The organism is Pseudoalteromonas sp. TB25 (genome assembly GCF_000497995.1).
Lineage (GTDB): Bacteria > Pseudomonadota > Gammaproteobacteria > Enterobacterales > Alteromonadaceae > Pseudoalteromonas > Pseudoalteromonas distincta.
In genome coordinates this window covers 24,067-40,895 of the sequence record NZ_AUTI01000331.1, presented here as the reverse complement: position 1 = coordinate 40,895, position 16,829 = coordinate 24,067, and the positions used below count along the sequence as shown (strand labels likewise).

At 38.7% G+C, this 16,829-nt stretch carries 11 protein-coding genes and 3 pseudogenes; 5 read left to right on the top strand and 9 right to left on the bottom strand.

From position 1 onward, the window contains the following. Window positions 1-279 (bottom strand): annotated as a pseudogene (locus tag L652_RS0113010) (efflux RND transporter periplasmic adaptor subunit); the annotation flags it as partial. A gap of 288 nt (window positions 280-567) precedes the next feature. Here L652_RS0113010 and L652_RS0113005 point away from each other — a divergent pair. Further along, entirely contained in the window at window positions 568-3,075 is a 2,508-nt protein-coding gene (locus tag L652_RS0113005) for a zinc-dependent metalloprotease (RefSeq protein ID WP_024595581.1), read from the top strand. Between the two features lie 67 nt (window positions 3,076-3,142). Here L652_RS0113005 and L652_RS0113000 read toward each other — a convergent pair whose 3' ends face one another. The 4 genes and pseudogenes from L652_RS0113000 to L652_RS0112985 form a co-directional block, all read right to left on the bottom strand. Continuing rightward, window positions 3,143-3,931, bottom strand: coding sequence for a PhzF family phenazine biosynthesis protein (locus L652_RS0113000; RefSeq protein ID WP_024595580.1), 789 nt, complete (start codon window positions 3,929-3,931; stop codon window positions 3,143-3,145). Between the two features lie 19 nt (window positions 3,932-3,950). Beyond that, window positions 3,951-4,377, bottom strand: a pseudogene (locus tag L652_RS1000000125725) (pilin). Continuing rightward, entirely contained in the window at window positions 4,374-5,198 is an 825-nt protein-coding gene (locus L652_RS0112990) for a hypothetical protein (RefSeq protein WP_024596841.1), read from the bottom strand. Before L652_RS0112990 ends, L652_RS1000000125725 begins: the two are co-directional and overlap by 4 nt. 70 nt (window positions 5,199-5,268) lie before the next feature. Continuing rightward, the gene (locus L652_RS0112985) at window positions 5,269-5,883 is read right to left on the bottom strand and encodes a PQ-loop repeat-containing protein (protein WP_033013459.1); all 615 of its coding nucleotides are present in this window, start codon (window positions 5,881-5,883) and stop codon (window positions 5,269-5,271) included. Between the two features lie 290 nt (window positions 5,884-6,173). On the opposite strand from L652_RS0112985, the gene L652_RS0112980 reads away from it, so the two are divergent. Both L652_RS0112980 and L652_RS0112975 read left to right on the top strand, forming a co-directional pair. Next, a complete protein-coding gene (locus tag L652_RS0112980) occupies window positions 6,174-7,304 on the top strand; it encodes a PepSY-associated TM helix domain-containing protein (protein WP_024603491.1) in 1,131 nt (376 codons plus the stop codon). A 49-nt stretch (window positions 7,305-7,353) separates the two neighbouring features. Further along, on the top strand, window positions 7,354-8,514 hold the full coding sequence (locus tag L652_RS0112975; RefSeq protein WP_024596092.1) for a tetratricopeptide repeat protein: 1,161 nt from the start codon (window positions 7,354-7,356) through the stop codon (window positions 8,512-8,514). A gap of 16 nt (window positions 8,515-8,530) precedes the next feature. Here the strand turns inward: L652_RS0112975 and L652_RS0112970 are convergent, their stop codons facing one another. The 4 genes and pseudogenes from L652_RS0112970 to L652_RS0112955 form a co-directional block, all read right to left on the bottom strand. Further along, window positions 8,531-11,347, bottom strand: a complete 2,817-nt coding sequence (locus L652_RS0112970; protein ID WP_024596093.1) for a PD40 domain-containing protein — start codon at window positions 11,345-11,347, stop codon at window positions 8,531-8,533. A gap of 122 nt (window positions 11,348-11,469) precedes the next feature. After that, a pseudogene (locus L652_RS01000000123785) lies at window positions 11,470-13,016 on the bottom strand (PH domain-containing protein). Next, window positions 13,009-13,542 carry a PH domain-containing protein gene (locus tag L652_RS0112960; RefSeq protein ID WP_024596094.1) on the bottom strand — a complete coding sequence of 178 codons (534 nt, stop codon included), beginning with the start codon at window positions 13,540-13,542 and terminating at the stop codon, window positions 13,009-13,011. Before L652_RS0112960 ends, L652_RS01000000123785 begins: the two are co-directional and overlap by 8 nt. Before the next feature lie 36 nt (window positions 13,543-13,578). After that, window positions 13,579-14,427, bottom strand: coding sequence for a D-hexose-6-phosphate mutarotase (locus L652_RS0112955; protein WP_024596095.1), 849 nt, complete (start codon window positions 14,425-14,427; stop codon window positions 13,579-13,581). A gap of 427 nt (window positions 14,428-14,854) precedes the next feature. On the opposite strand from L652_RS0112955, the gene L652_RS0112950 reads away from it, so the two are divergent. Beyond that, the gene (locus L652_RS0112950) at window positions 14,855-15,337 is read left to right on the top strand and encodes a MarR family transcriptional regulator (protein ID WP_002960189.1); all 483 of its coding nucleotides are present in this window, start codon (window positions 14,855-14,857) and stop codon (window positions 15,335-15,337) included. A 101-nt stretch (window positions 15,338-15,438) separates the two neighbouring features. Continuing rightward, window positions 15,439-16,761, top strand: a complete 1,323-nt coding sequence (locus L652_RS0112945; RefSeq protein ID WP_002960190.1) for a hypothetical protein — start codon at window positions 15,439-15,441, stop codon at window positions 16,759-16,761. Window positions 16,762-16,829 lie beyond the last annotated feature (68 nt).

The window sequence follows — 16,829 nt, the reverse complement described above, 5'->3', positions numbered from 1 at the left end:
AACTATGCCACCGGCTACAAAATTAGGATGCCAACTTAACACCTCGCCCGACACCTGCGCCGAGAGCAGTGTATTTTCAAGAGGCTTTACTTCACCGTAGCTATTAATAATAACTTGGTGATCGTTTGCAATCACTGGCTCAACTTGCACTGTTGGACGAGTATCAATTACTTCTTTTTTTTCTGGATCTTTTGCAATGGCATTGATTCCCATAAAGCCAACAACACCAACAATGAGCGCCACAAATGGAAAAACCCATCTAAGTGAATTTGTTTGCATATCCTATTATCCCCAAAATTCTATTAACGCCATAATACCAGAGCCATATGAAACATTAAGGTGACATTTGTAAGCAACTGTTGCAAATACATATAAACCGCTGCTATTTAGGGCTATAGAATATAACTTCACATGCAGCTCACCTCATTCGTTATATTTTGTTACAAACTTTTATTCATTAATATCAGTTTATTAGCGTTAAACACTTAAATTTCATCGCGAAGATGTGCGAAATTAAATTAATTTACGTACAGTCCAATTAAATTAACAAATATTAAAAGTCTCAAAATGAAATTAACGACCATCACCCTTGCGCTTAGCTTAGCGTTTGGCAGCCATGCATTTGCAGCCGATAAAAAAGACGAAAAAGAGTCAAAAACACTTAGCGAAATGATCAAAGGACAAACCGAATTTGCCGGTATATTTAGCCTTTATCAAGACGAAAAAACCGGTAAGCACCTTATGGTGATTAACGAATCCCAACTCAATACGCCGTTTGTGTATTTTGCGCACACTGTCGATGGCGTTACAGATGCAGGCCATTATCGTGGTTCGTACCGCGAAACTAAATTAATTGAATTTAGAAAATACTTTGACCGTATCGATATTATTAGCAAAACACCTCGCTACAAATTTGACGAAAGCAGTGCAATTTCAAAAGCGAGTGATGCCAATATTAGTGAAGCGGTACTTGCGAGCATTAAAATAGAAAAAGAAGAAGACGGTAAAATAGCATTTAATGTAAATAAGTTATTTTTAAGCGAAGCACTTCATAAAGTATCACCTACGCCAAATCCAGCAGATAAAAACGCTAAAAAACGCTTTAAAGTAGGTAAACTAGACGATAAAAAATCACGCATTATTAAACAACGTCCATATCCTAATAACTTAGACGTAGTTGTTGATTACGTATTTACTAACCCAAGCCCAACGGTACGTGGCTCAAATGCAGTAAGCGACCCGCGTAGCGTATCGGTAAAAGTTCAGCACTCGTTTGTCGCTCTACCTAGCAATAACTACGTACCACGTATGGATGATGCGCGCATTGGTTATTTTACAAATCAATTTGATCAAATGACATCTACCGATTGGGCACCTTATCAAGATGTTATAAAACGCTGGGACTTACAAAAGAAAGACCCAAGTGCAGCGCTTTCAGAGCCAGTAAAACCGATTACTTGGTGGATAGAAAACACCACACCCATTGAATGGCGCGATACTATTCGTGACGCTGTTTTAACGTGGAATACCTCTTTTGAAAAAGCCGGCTTTAAAAATGCCTTAGAGGTAAAAGTACAACCAGATGATGCAGACTGGGATGCGGGCGATATCAATTACAACGTACTGCGTTGGACTTCGTCACCTAAGCCTCCATTTGGCGGATACGGGCCAGCACTTGCTAACCCATTAACAGGCGAAATACTGGGCTCAGACATTATGCTTGAGTTTGTATTTATGAAAAACCGCTGGATTTACGACACACTTTTCACACAAGGAACAATGAGCCACGGTGAAACAACAAATACCGGCGAGCTAAATTGCTCTCTTGGGCATGAGATTCAACAAAATCTAATGCTTGCCAAAGGCCTTGCTAGCGGCGACAAAATTGAAGATAAAGAAATGCTTCGCCAAGGTCTAACGCAATTGGTACTTCACGAAGTTGGCCATACTTTAGGTCTTAACCATAATATGAAATCATCAATTTTGTGGGATGAAAAAGAAGTACACGATAAAAACAAAACACAAGGCATAGTAACCGGTTCTGTTATGGATTATGCACCCGCTAACATTGCCCCAATTGGTATGCAGCAAGGTGATATTTTTCAAACAAAACCTGGTCCTTACGATGATTGGGCAATTAACTATGGGTACAGCGTAGCGCTTGCAGATGAAGCTGCTGAGCAAGCTCGACTTGAAAAAATACTTGCTCGTTCAAGTGAACATGCCCTTGCCTTTGGTAACGATGCAGACGATATGCGCGCACCAGGTCGCCATATCGATCCACGTGTAATGATTGGTGATTTGTCATCAAACCCTGCTGCCTATGGCGCAGATCGTATGGCACTAATTAATAAACTATTTACTGAGCTAAAAGATAAAGCAACGGTTAAAGGTGAGTCTTACCAACAGCTTGTTACCTCTGCTAATAGCTTATTTGGTCAGTACCGAGCTCAAGCAGGTGTGGTTTCTCGCCAGATTGGTGGCGTATACGTTGAGCGCGCTGTAGTGGGTGATACAAATGCAGATAAACCATTTACACCGGTATCGCTTGAGCGTCAAACACAAGCAATGGATATACTTGCCAAGTTTGTATTTGCGCCAGATGTACTACAAAATATGCAACCTCTTTATAGCTACTTACAGCTGCAACGTCGTGGCTTTAATCACTACGGCAAAAATGAAGACCCTAAAGCACACCAAATGATTTTAGGGATGCAAAAGTCTGTACTTGCACAGCTATTACACCCAGCGGTATTACTGCGTATTTCTGACACAGCTCTGTACGGTAACGAATATAGCCTAACTCAGTTTATGGAAGATTTAACCGCCAGCATTTTCGTGAAAAGCAAAGACGCAAACTCTATTAGTCACAACTTACAAATTGAGTATGTTAACCAGTTAATTGCAATTGCAGGTCTTGGCAAAGCAAGCAAATACGATAACTTGGCTAAAACAGCCGCGTTATATCAGCTAACTCAAATAGCCGATACCAGTGTTGCTTGGGGTGCAGATACAGCAACTAAAGCGCATAAAAAATATATTGATCGCTTAATTGCAAAAGCGCTAGAAGCATAATACCTCTACTAATTGAGTAAACCAAGGCCACGATTTACGTGGCCTTTTTTATAACTTAATTCACAGCTCAAATATAAATAGTGCCTTTTAAATACCTTACAGCATGCCCGGTCAAAGTGACGGTTGTATCATCCACTTTGCAAATTAAATGCCCGCCTCTGCTTGAAGCCTGATAAGCACTTAACGTAGTTTTATCCAATTGCTGCGCCCAGTAAGGTGCCAAGCCAGTATGAATTGAGCCCGTTACATAATCTTCATCGCCACCGCTTGCAGGCCAAAAATAACGAGATATAAAATCGTAATCATCACTAGGTGCTGTAGCCACTACATCAAGTGGATAAAGCGTTTTTAAAAGCTCTGAGCTAGTTTTTAATTCAAGTATTTGATCGGCATTTTCATAAATAGCAAAGTAAGCTTGGCGATTTTTAAGCACTTTAATCGGTTGTATAGACAAGCCATCAAGCAATTGCTGCGGTACATTTTGCACTTCAACCGGTGCTTGTTTAGGAAAGGTCATTGCAAAGCTGCCATCAGCGTTTCTATTAACGATTAGCTCGCCCACCGCATCAGCAACAAAGCGAATTTGCGATATGTTATGCTCTTCACATAAAACATAGGCAGCCGCAAGTGTGGCGTGACCACAAAAGTCGATTTCCATCAACGGCGAAAACCAGCGAATAACAAAACTTCCATCGTCTTGCTGGTAGGTAAAAGCAGTTTCAGATACGTTATTCTCAGCGCCAATCTTTAGCATTAAATCGTCACTTAACCACGATTCTAGTGGGATCACTGCCGCATAGTTACCTTTAAATAACTCATTCGTAAACGCATCAATTTGATGAATAGCTAATTGCATTTTAATTCCCCAAACTATTTTATATACACGCTGAAGGTAAAATTTCTTTTGGTACTGTTGTTTTATTTTCGCCAACCGCTTGCATGCCAGTCACCGGCTCNCAGCCGGTCTGAATGTTAAAACTGTATTTTTCAAAAGCTGTGAAGCTTTATTACCCAAGCTAATATGAATAGCACCATTATCAACTGTAATACCCGTTACCCGATTGCCAATCAAAAATTTACTTGCTGGCACACCTGCTTGTTCATTACTTGCTGGAAAACGCCTGTTTTCAAGATAATAAACCGTAACGTCTTCTCTAATGGCAGNGCAGCCATTGCAAGTGGGTCAACAAGTTCTGCTCGTTGTATATACTTACTGTACTGAGGTAGCGCAACCGCAGCTAAAATACCAATAATAGACACCACCACCATCAACTCTATTAACGTAAATCCTTTTGTTCTCATAGCACTTCTCCTAGCATAAATAGTGGTTGATAAGCCGCTTTCACAAATAAGCAAATAGACACAACAATGACCAAACCATAAACAATAACGAGCTTACTTATAAAGCTTTTAATATGTGTATTAAGTAACTTTAGCTGCTGCTTTAATAACACTTTAAATTCTTCTTGGGTTTCTAAACCTAGCAGCTCGCATTGAGCTAAGTGCTGGGTTTGAGGTGTAGAGGCTTTAACACCCTTTTTATGATTACTTGGAAATAATAGCGTGGTAATTAAAGAGTTATACTCATTAATTAATTGACGAGGAATAAGAAATTTAAATAAACCCGAAAAAGGCTTTAGCTCTGTGAGAGCACTTACATTTTTTAGCTTTAAAATAACGGTAAAAATAACACTCAGCAATAAAACGAGTAAAATAATTGGCACATACCAGTACGTAAAATAATCATCAAATACATGATTTAAAGAAATAGTATGCTTGCTATATATCTCTACAAAAGTAGGCACAACAAAAGACTGATACAACAAAGAGGATAAAACATAAATAACAAATACAATGGTTAAGTAACTAAGCCAGCCCTTGTGCTCAAACTTAAATTCGTTAACTAATTCCGGTAAACATTGATAATACACAGCTTGCTTTTGCGATGTTGCTTCATCTTGAGATGCAATTTGCGTCACCAGATTATGCGCTAATTTACTATGCGACCCGCTATTGGCATACATATTTAAATGGGACTGTGTACTTAGCTCATCTTTTTGCTCTGTACTTAGTGTTTTAGAGCTATTAACACGGCATATATACCCAAACTGATTCCAATTCATACTTTATCCTTTTGTTAGATAAAGTAATTTGCCATAAATTAGGTTAAATAGGAACTTAAGTAGCTTGTTTTTAAGCCATTACAGGTCGCATTCTATAATATTGCATACAACCAAATTGCACAGCATTGGTAAGCAATAGCATAATAAACATAAGTAAGTGCGCCGTGCTTGGAGCAACTGTTGTAAGCTCAACAACTAAGCCGCAAATACCAGCAATAAACTGCAAGCTAAAGTATCGCGCGCTTAAATTACTCACATTACCCGTACGCAATGTTTTATAAGTTTGCGGCATAACACGTACCGAACTCATCACAAGACCAACATACGTTAAAGCGCTTAATACCGTTGCAGTATCAAGGCTTGAATTTAAAAGCAGTGAAAAAGGCAGTAACGAAAAACCTAGCATAGTAACCAGCTGTACACGTTCTCGTTTAGCTGCATTGAAACGTGCAAAAAAATATAAAATAAGCCCGCTTAACGCACCGGTTACAATAAATGGTAACGCAATATAATAGCGCTCAAAGAAAATATTGTAGGTTATAAAATAAAGGCTTTGTGCTAATCCAAATGTCATCATTAATAGTGACAAACCAGAGACACTACGATTTTTTCGAATTTTGTTTAGTAATGGTAAAAAACTAAAAACCAAAATAAAAGAAGACAATATAGGCAAATAATGCGCCAAAGCAACCTCGCTCGTTATATAAATGTTAATTAAAAACAGAAATAAAAACATTTAATAAACATCTGTTTTTAAAAGGCTTTTACTATGAGCGCGGCATTGTAGAGCCGCGTAAATTTAACTCAACTAAATAAGACATTCTTATTTTAGGTACTGGCAAGCTAGGTATACAAAAACCGTAGAATTAAGTTCACGGTTTACTTATTTAATAGGAAACCTACTCACAAGCTATTAAATGAAAATGATAGTTGTTATCATGCGCAAGTCATTAACTGCAATATATAAAACTATCTATGAGAAAAACTCTTTTTAAAATTCACAGTTGGATCGCTCTTATAGCTCTCATTCCCTTGGTTGTTATTAGTATTACAGGGAGCGTATTAGTTTTTAAAAGTGAAATAGATGGCTTACTTATGCCAAGCAGTCACTATGTTGTAAAAGCACTGCCAGAGCGCATGCCAATCGACAAATTAATCGCAAAAACAGAGCTTGCTTACCCTGAGTATGTAGTAGGTAGTTGGGAGATATTTAACGATGATACTGCTGATCGGGTTTACTTAGTTAAACGCGGGACAGAGCAATGGTATAAGTTTCATTTAAACCAGTATACGGGTGACATTTTGTCAGAGCCTGTTGGTACCAGCCATTATTTTACTGATTGGTTTTTAGAACTGCATTACACCTTTTTACTTAACGACTTTAAAAACCTGCCAGGGCAAACAGGCACAGTACTAGGCTTCTTTTTTGCTCTGTTTTTATTGGTATTAGGTATTACAGGACTTATTATTTATCGTAAATTTTGGCAGCGCCTATTTAGTGTGCGCTGGCGTGCAACACTGCAAATTGTACTTAGCGACATTCATAAAATGACTGGGGTGATAGGGTCGCCCATCATTATTATTTTAGCTATTACAGGTGGCTACTTTAACTGGGCGGTGTGGTATCACGAAGTTATTGAACACGCTGAGGAAGAGCACTTTGTACTAACCAAAAACTTGCACAGTAGCGATATTTCGTTTCAACACATACTCGATGACAGTAAAAAGCAAATACCCACTTTTAATGGTACGTTTTTAGTTATGCCACTCGAGCCTGACGAAAATATCACCTTATTCGGCGAAGTCGATACAAATAACCCGCTTGCGAGCGAATACGCTAATACGGTTAGCTACGATAAGCATACAGGCGAACATTTAACTAACTGGGATATTCGCGAAGTAGGCGTTGGCTGGCAAGTAATTGATAGCTTTAGAAAACTTCATTTTGGCTACTTTGCAGGGCTAATAAGTAAAATACTGTGGTGCGTAATTGGTTTGAGCCCAGTGTGGCTAGCAGGTACTGGTTTTTACTTGTGGNCCCGCCGTAAACGTAAAAAACAATCACAAAAAAATCGCTCAAGTAAACGCAGTACAGCAAGTGCTTGATTAAAAACCCACCACATTGTAATGTAAAATTTAACAATGGAGTGGGTTTATGATGTTTTATAAAATAGCAGTCTGTATTACTTTTTTATATTTAGTTGGATGTAACACAACCAAGGTTCACCAAGTAGAACAACAAATAGAGCTTGAACAACTATTAAACCATTCTTTGTTTAATAAACTCGACACTCCTTCTGAGTACAGTATTTTCGAGCTGCCAAATGCTGAAAAAGAAAAATTTTTAGCCTATGCCGAAAAACAAAAACAGTCTGAAATCCGTCATGACCGCATTATTTACAACTACCTCGAAAGCAACTTAGCTAACTTTAAATACCACGGCGATACACTTACTTCAGCCCAAGCCTTAAAACTTTCGCAAGGCAACTGCATTAGCTTAGCTGTTTTAACACAAAGCTATGCACAAGCTCTCGGATTAGAAACGAGCTTTCAAGAAGTAACAAGTCAGCCTGTATACGCAAAAGAAAATAATGTTGTTTATGTAGCAAGCCACTTTAGAACAAGAGTATACGCCCCAAAAGTAGAGAAAAAAGATGATAATATTGTTGAATTTTTCAGAGCTGGCACATTAATCGACTACTTTCCTACCCGTCGCAGCTTTTATTCAAGCAGTGCAGATTATAACGATTTAGTTTCTAAGTTTTACAGTAATTTAGCTGCAACAGCGCTAGCAGACAAACAGCTGGATATTGCTTACTCACTTATTCTACAAGCAAACAAATACACTCCCAATGATCCTGAATTATTTAATATAGCGGGCGTTTTGCATCGTCGGGCAGGTGATTTACAAAGCGCTAAAAATATCTATCAAACAGCACTTAGTAATAATGAAATAAGCATTAATTTAATCAGCAACTATCAGCTTTTAGCTAAAAAATTAGGCGACAAAGAGCTTGTTAAAGAGCTCACGTCACAATTAGTTAATAAAGAAAAAGACCCATATGAATTACTAGTAATCGCTAAAAACAACTTACAAGCTGGCCATGCTCATCAGGCTAAAGCACACCTTGAGCAAGCTATTACTAAAGCGCCTTACATTGCTGAGTTATACTTGGAACTCGCAAAAGTTCGCTATCAACAAGGTAATATTAAACAAACACAAACCTTGCTTGAGAAAGCTATCGAACTAGAACGTGATAACCAAAAAATCGATGTATATCAAGCTAAGTTACTATCCTTGCAGATGGATAAGTAACTTAGCCAATTAATATTTATAGCGAATAATAAAAGCTCAGCCACGCTCGCATTTCATCCTCAAAACTGTCGCCTTCTACTCGCGACAGTCCCATATTAAATATTAAGTCATTTATACCAGCAGGCCCCATTCCAAAACTAAAATCACCTTGGTGTTTTATCCCGTAACTTTGTGCATATACGGTGCCGTCGAGTTGATGCTGCTTGTAATAAAGCCACGGCATGCCTTCTTTAAAGCTAAAGCCGCCACCGTAACCTTGATAGCGCTTTGCAGCTGCGCTATAAAAAGGCAGCTCAGATGAAAGTACATATTCACTATCTTGCTGCTGATTAATAAGATTTGAGCTAAAGCCACCTAATGCAAGGCTGCTGTCATCACGTTGTTTTTGAGAAAAATTTGCATAAAGAGGAATACCAAACGCTTTACCAAAAATTTTGGCGACTAAATCGTAACCTTGCCAACTATTACTTTTACTACTGCCATCGTACCAACTTGCATAAAGGCTTTGGCCTATCACAAAGTCTTGACGATCATATTGCCAACTTTGGGCAACGCCTAAGCGCGTCCAATTTTTATGGTGTTGTTTATAATCAGTGTAATTGTAGGCAAGCTCCGGCGTTAAACTTAGCTGCCCAAATTTAACAGGGTAACTTATTGCAGCAAAACCACCACGGGCATCCATATCTGCATTTAGACTTTGCTCATACTGGCGCGATGTATTTAAATTATAGTCAAACAGTGCAAGTTTCAGTTTTACATCAAGCGCATTATATTTTGCCTGCACATAACCACCGTGCAGTGCTCCATCGTGTAAATCAGTGCTATATCCCGCTTGCAAGTCGAGCTGTTTTAATAAATCGCTACTTTTAATGCTTAAATCTAACAAACTGGTAGAAGCCGAATAATACTGCGTCCCTAGTGCAAAAGTAGCGTGCTGCTCGAGCACGTTGTAATTTGTTTGCTGCGTTGTTTGATGCGTATATATTTTAGCTTTTGGAAGCGTATGTTCGTTTACAATGAGCAGCGGTGCTTTTTTATTAGCCGAAAATTCAGTAACTACAGTGCTGTTTATAGCTTTTGGCAATGTTTTTACATTTGGCCCATCTGCGGTTATCGAAAAATAGAGTAACGAGCCATCGGCCATTTCAATCGGGTGGGCAACGGCTTCCTGCCCTTGGGTTAACTTGGTGAGTTTTTTACTCTCTATGTTGTAGTTATAAATATCAGTAGCGCTATTTAAGCCTGCAACAAAGTAAAGTGACTCGCCATTATGGCTAAAGCTAGGCTGACTTAAATATTGATACCCGTTTGGCATAGGTACTGACAGCTGTTGTTCGCCGTTTATACCTTGTATATACAATTGCCAATTTTCATTTAATGACGTTGATAAATAAGCTAATTTAGTTTCATCAGGACTGAGTATTGGGTAATCGTAAGTTGTCTCAAGGCTTTTTGTAAATAATGGTGTGGTGGTTTGCGTATTGAGATCAACCTTTACTAATTCAGAGTAGCCATCTCTTATTTGCTCGCCATACAAGGTATCACCGTTACTGGTTACGCTAAATCGTCGTATACCAGCAAGTTTGGTAAGCTGTGTGATATATCCAGTGTCAGTGTTATAGCTAAATATGTCAGACACTTTGTTATAAATACCCGACTCTTCATTGCTGTACGCATTAAAATACAACGTTGTGTTATTTACCCATTGCGGGTTTGCAATACCGGCTCGATTAATTTGATTAAGCACTTGTTTTTGTTCGCGCTTAAACACACTTGGCGCTGTATCGGGGATGTCTTGTGCATCGTTTTCGAGTAGCTCTTTTTGCGCTTTAGTAAACTCTTCTTGCGCCTTTATGTTGTCGTCCGTGCTATAAATTACAAGCTTGGTATTACTCTCTTTATCTCGCTCAACAATCGCAATCTTACTACCATCTTTTGAAAGTGCTGGGTTACTTGCATATAAGTTAAGCTCAAGCCAAAGTTCACTATTAAGTAACACCTCCCCTTGCTCTATTTGCATTGCTTTATAGGTATATTCAGCTATAAATCGGCGATATAGCTTGGCTGCACTTTGCCCAAACACACCGCTAAATGCCTCATCAAAATCACGCGTTTTTACGCCTTGCATTCGCGTCCAAACACTATCGAGTGTTTGCTCTGAATAGTTTTGCTCTAGCCAATTTAAAAAGCGACTACCCATTAAATACGCCATTGAGCCGCCCATAAAGCCCTGCTCGCCATTTAATTGCCCATAGGTTGGCAAAGCACCTTGCTGAGCAAATTCTCGCAGTATTGACTCTGAGTAGTTATCAAACAAACGTCCACGCCCCGTCATTTTAGACTCAATCAATGTGGCATAACCTTCGGCTACCCAGCGCGGCGTATCACTGTAGGTTAAGTCGTATAAATCCCATATACCACGTACTTTCTGCTGCCAGTGATTGCGTGTAGGCTGTGCTAAGTGCACTAAGTGAATATATTCATGCAACACAAGCAACTGCTGCCAGCCAGAGCTGTTTGATATAACGGTGTCGGATTGTGGTGGGGTTGTAAAAAGTGCCATTACAGGATTATTTGAGGTAGGTAGCGCAAAGCCATTTGCCGCATTTAGGGGATCAAACACCACTACATCAACTGTTTTATCAAGTGCTCGGTTTTGCTGCTCAAGCACTTTGGTGCGTACTATTTCAAGCTCTGCTGCAGTTGATTTAGCAAAATCAGCATGCTCAACACTGTAGTGAATGTTGAAATGTTCGGTATGAATAGTTTGCCAATCGGCTGCAAAGATCGGTGCTGCTAGTAATAAAGCTGATGCGATAAGTGTTTTTTTCATGAGCGTCCCTAAAATAATTCCTTAATACCATCTAGGGTATTATTAAATGTCTTTCATGGGCAGTAAGAAAATGTAATAAAACATGTTAAAATGGGTATTTCCACATGTTTTATTAGGGGAATTTACATCCAGCTGCGAGTATCTGACTCAATCTGCTTAATTGTAAAATCAATAATAAAGTCAGCATCTTGCTGCTTTATGTAGGGCATAAATACAAAGCCTGAAGCAAGTTGTATATACAGGCTTTTTAAGCCTGACTTTCTCATTAGGTACGTACTTATACTGCGCGCACTTTGCGCTTTATAAAGCTCAAAAACACGGTAATGAACGCCAATCATACCTTTGCGTACAACCATGTAAAATCGACCATTATCCTCATGCATGTAATAACCATAACGCTGATACGACAAAGTCACCAAGCCAGAAAACCCCACCAAAACACCAAGGCTTATCAAAGTATTAATATCAGCAATAAAACAAAAGCCAAACACTAATACACTGGGTAACAGTGAATAAAAACCTAAATTTTTATACAAAAGCGCTCGCTCTGCGCGCTTAAAAGCGAGTTTTTTACTATTAAACCACGGGTAAATCCATTGGCATACACTATCAACTTGTTCGCTATTTAATACAGGTAATACTAACGTTTGTTTATTTTTTTTAGCTGCAACACCGGCTGCTANCCGCCGCTACTTGCTTGTAAACACTCAACGGTAAATCGCTTTAGTAATCGCCCCATTAGGTTTTGTTTAATAACAATAGATTGCACCTTGTCCATGCTCATTGAAAGCTGATGGCGCTCTAACAAGCCAGCAATACGTTTAAATTTTTGACCTTTAAAATAAAGCTCAAAATTATAAAAGCGAATAAGCGACATAGTCACCGATAGCATCACCGCTACCAAAACTAGCAAAACAATTAAGGTGATCATCGCAAAAGCAGCAGCACTTGCCAGCATACCAAGCTCTTGTTGATAAAAGCCTTCTACTTTCGCAATAATTTGCTTCTCTAAAAAATCAACAATTAGGTTTATAAAAGGGGCAAAAGCAGCGATTGCTAAAATAGCCATATTCGACATTAAACCAAATTTGGCTATTTCTTTATTGCTAATGCTTAGGCTGTTTTCGATAGTGTCTGTTTCGCTTTGTTCAGTATTTGGTGCTTCTTGCTGTTGCTGCGCTTTAAAATCAAATATTTGTTTACGCATTTGCTGTGCATAAACTTTAGTAACACCAGGTAAAACAACTTCTTGCGACACACTGCCAGCGGCATCAAAAATACAATTAACTAAGTTTACGGGGGTAAAATAAAACGGCTCGGCAATATTAACGTTTTGCACACGGCCAAATTTAAGCGTAAGTCGCTCTTTTTTAAATACACCTTTGTTAAGCAATATTTCGTTGTCGCTACTAATACTAAACTTAAAATTTAAATAATATAAAAATGAGTAAACAAGTAGCAAAATTAGTGCAATACCGCCTGCAACCTGCGCCCAAAACAACTTATTTTCTACTTGAGTAACAAACACGACAAGCATGGGCAGTAAGTTTAAAAGGCCATCTTTTACAAAGCGCACACCAAAGTGCACAACAAAGTATAAAAGTGCCCAGGGCGATACTTTCTGCCAGTAAATAGGGCTGGCTTTATCTTCGATAGTTGTATTACTCATCGACTAAAGCTGCCTGAGTAGTTGCATCGTCTTGGCGGTAGTTTTGTACAAATTGGCGCATATTTTTACAATCATCATGGGTTAGCCCACTAATTTGTAAATCGGCACTTACACCGCCAGCGCTAAATAATTTAATGCTCGCAAGACTAAGTTTTCGCTCTATTGGCCCTTGGTGTATTTCCATATGCTGTACACGCGCTAAAGGTAATACCGTCACTTGTTGCCAAATAACGCCTTTTTTAAAAGCAATGTCATGTTCTCGTACTGCAAAACCTCGCAACCTCACACTTATTATGTTGTACGCCATAGATACGGCTACCAAAATTGGCATACCAATTAGCAAATACGTTTGTGCATTATTAGCAAAGGCTTCATTAAAATAACAAACAGCAATAAGCGCTCCAATTAGCGGTACATAAAACAGAAGCGAGCTAAGTTGTGTATGTAATAAGGCTTTATCAGCCAATGGCTTAAAGCTAATATCACTATGCTTTGGCAAATCCATTATTTGTTGATTGTTAAACACTATTTGTCCCTATTTCTGCTTTTAATTATGACTAGCTTACCAACTAATGGTGGTTATTAATGTGTGGCTTTGTTTTGGCTCAAGCGTTACTTTATCTGTCAGTACATTAGCGGCCTCTAGACACAGCATTGTTTTATATTCATCATCAGCAAAGTTAGATAAGCGTTTTGACTTTTCTATCCATGGGTTCCACAGCACACACGAACTTGAGTTTTCGCGGCTCACATTAATAACACCTTCTGGCGTATTAATGCTTTGCATTGTACTTGCTTGTGTATAAACCATGTCGGTTTCGCGATTAAAGCTTACAACATCATTTTGTACAAATGGCCCTTCACTAAACTCAATATATTGCGCGCCTTGCAAACCATCAACATGGGTGTTTGTAATATCTGAGGTTGGAAAATAGGTATGCAGTGCTTGAGTGAAGCTAAATGGCACACTTCCTAAGTTAGTGGTCGTTAAGCGAACCTGTAATTTATCGCTTAATATAAACTCAACTTTTAATGCGGACTGATGCGGCCAATACGTTGTATTAACAAGTTTCATAGGGAGCTTTAAACTAACTGTAATTTGCTCATCAGATTCGTGTACTTCATCGGCTTGCCATACGCTTGTGCGCGCAAAACCGTGGGCAGGCCACCCATCATTAGCGTGTGTACCAAACCACGGCCAACAAATAGGAATACCGCCTCGAATACTCGCCCCTTCTTGATAGGTTTCCTCTTGTGAAACCCAAATAAGTGGCTTGTTATTTTTAGGGATAAACTCGGTAATTTGCCCACCTTGCAAAAATATTTTTGCGTCGCACTTTTCACTAGCTACTTTAATAAACTCAAGTCCGGATTCGCTTTGCTCAATGCTAACTGATGGCGATAATTTCATACCTTCCCCTATAATACTGATACTAAAGATTTTTAATGTTTACATCTAAACAATAATGCATGCTTAAAGTATACGCTATTGATATTAAATATTGATTGCTGAATTTGTTCATTGCCGATTAATACATATACAGTAAACTCACAAACAATTACTTTGTACTAACAGCTGTAAATGAATAATACTAAAGTCTATACAATAAGACTTGCCAATTATTCACAACATACGTACTGTGCGCAACTTAATGCACACAAGGTGCTAAGAAAATTTACCAATATTTAAACAATATAATTTTACATTAGTTACTGCTCTAACTATTAAAAACCAATAAAAGCGGGCTAAAGTACAATATATTATTTGAATTCAATTTATTTGATGTGTAACATTTCGCGATTACGGCAAACTACCGCCCCATCGACGAGATAAGCAAATGCAAAAATATGACGAGTTATTGGTTTCTTTACGTAAAGTTATCCGCGCGATTGACTTACATTCTAAGCAGCTAAATAAAACTTCGGGTTTAACTGGCCCACAATTGCTTATAATGCAAGAAGTGCAAAAAACCGATGGAATAACGGCGAGCCGTATTGCTCAAAATGTAAATTTAAGCCCAGCAACGGTCACCAATATTCTCGACAGAATAGAAAGCAGAAACTTAGTAACACGCGTACGCAGTCAAATGGATAAACGCAGAGTGAGCTTATACCTCACCGATAAAGGAAAAGAGTTACTTGATAAAGCACCTCAGCCATTGCAAGAACACTTTATTGAAAAGTTTTCTGCACTTGCTGAATGGGAACAGAGCCTTTTACTCTCATCAATGCAGCGTGTAGCCGCAATGATGGATGCAGATAAATTAGATGCATCGCCCCTTCTAGAAGTTGGTGCGCTTACTCAAGCTCCTAAAGAATAAATAATAAAAAAAATACATAGTTTTTGTACTTACCCTAAACGTAAGGCGTTTTTTTACGTCTTGAATTTTTTATTTTTTTAATCAAAATCTGAGCGGCAATTATGACTAAACTCTCAAAATTAACACTAGCACTAGTTCTAGGTGGTGTTACAAGTACTTCTTATGCGTCTGATGATCTAGACACGTTACAAAGCCAACTTAAGCAGTTAAAGCAACAAATGCAACTGCTTGAAAATAAGTTAGCTGATGAAAAAACAAAACAGCAAAAAATTAATGAGCAACACAAGCAAGAAGTTGCAAAAATTAGTAAAAAAGCTGATAACAAAGAAGTTGTTGTTGCTGCCGCCGAATCTGAGAAAAAAGACGAAGGCGTTAAAATTGGTGGCGCAGTGCGTTTTAATTACAGCACTAATTCATACGATGAAGACACTCAAGATCGTAGCGGCGACTTAGACTTTGAAGTATTTCGCATTAACTTATCTGGCGAAATAAACGATATTTCTGTTAATGGTGATTTTCGCTTTTACGATTACATGACCATTGTTAAGTATGCATACTTAGGTTACGAATTTACTGATGGCTGGGAAGCACAAGCTGGTATTGCACCTGTCCCTTTTGGTAATGGCCCATACAACTCACACAGCTACTTTTTTAGCACTAACTACTATGTTGGCCTAGAAGACGACTTTGACTTGGGTGTAACAGTAAACCGTAAACTAAAAGATAACTGGAAACTAGACCTAGGCTTTTTCAAAAATGATGAAGTAGGCGGCGTTGATGGCAGCTCTGAAGTTAACGAGCGTTACTCTTTTGATATAGTTGGTAGCCGTGCAACAACCGAAGGCACATACGATGCACCTGGCTCTCGCCTTGGTGAATACAACACATTTGCAGCTCGTACAGTGTACCAAATTGAGCATGGCGAAAACGCTAAAACCGATGTGGGTGTATCACTATTAAGCGGTGGCTTACATGATGGTAACGACCGTGCAGGTAACTACGGCGCATGGGCGTTCCACGTAAACAGCCAAATAAATAACTGGAATATTCAATTTCAGCACGGTGAGTACGACTACGACCTAGACGACAACAGCAACCGCTTTGTTGTAGGTGCGTTTGACTACTACGACACCGTATCAAGCGAAGCTACCATGACTAACTTTAACGTAGCTTACGACCTATCGGTTGATTTAGGCCCTATAACAGGCGTACAGTTTTACAACGATTACGGGATCATTTATGACAAATCTGACGACAGTGCAGATACATGGATGAACGTAACAGGTATGAGCGTATCAGCAGGCCCGTTATTTACGTACTTTGACTTTATTCAAGCACGTAACCAGCCATTTATTGGCGGAACAATTATTGGTGATGGCGATACAGAGCGTCGCTTTAACATCAACGTAGGTTACTACTTCTAGATAAGTAAAACCTATTTTATAAATTTAAAAGGGCAAACTTAGTTTGCCCTTTTTTATGTTTTTACACT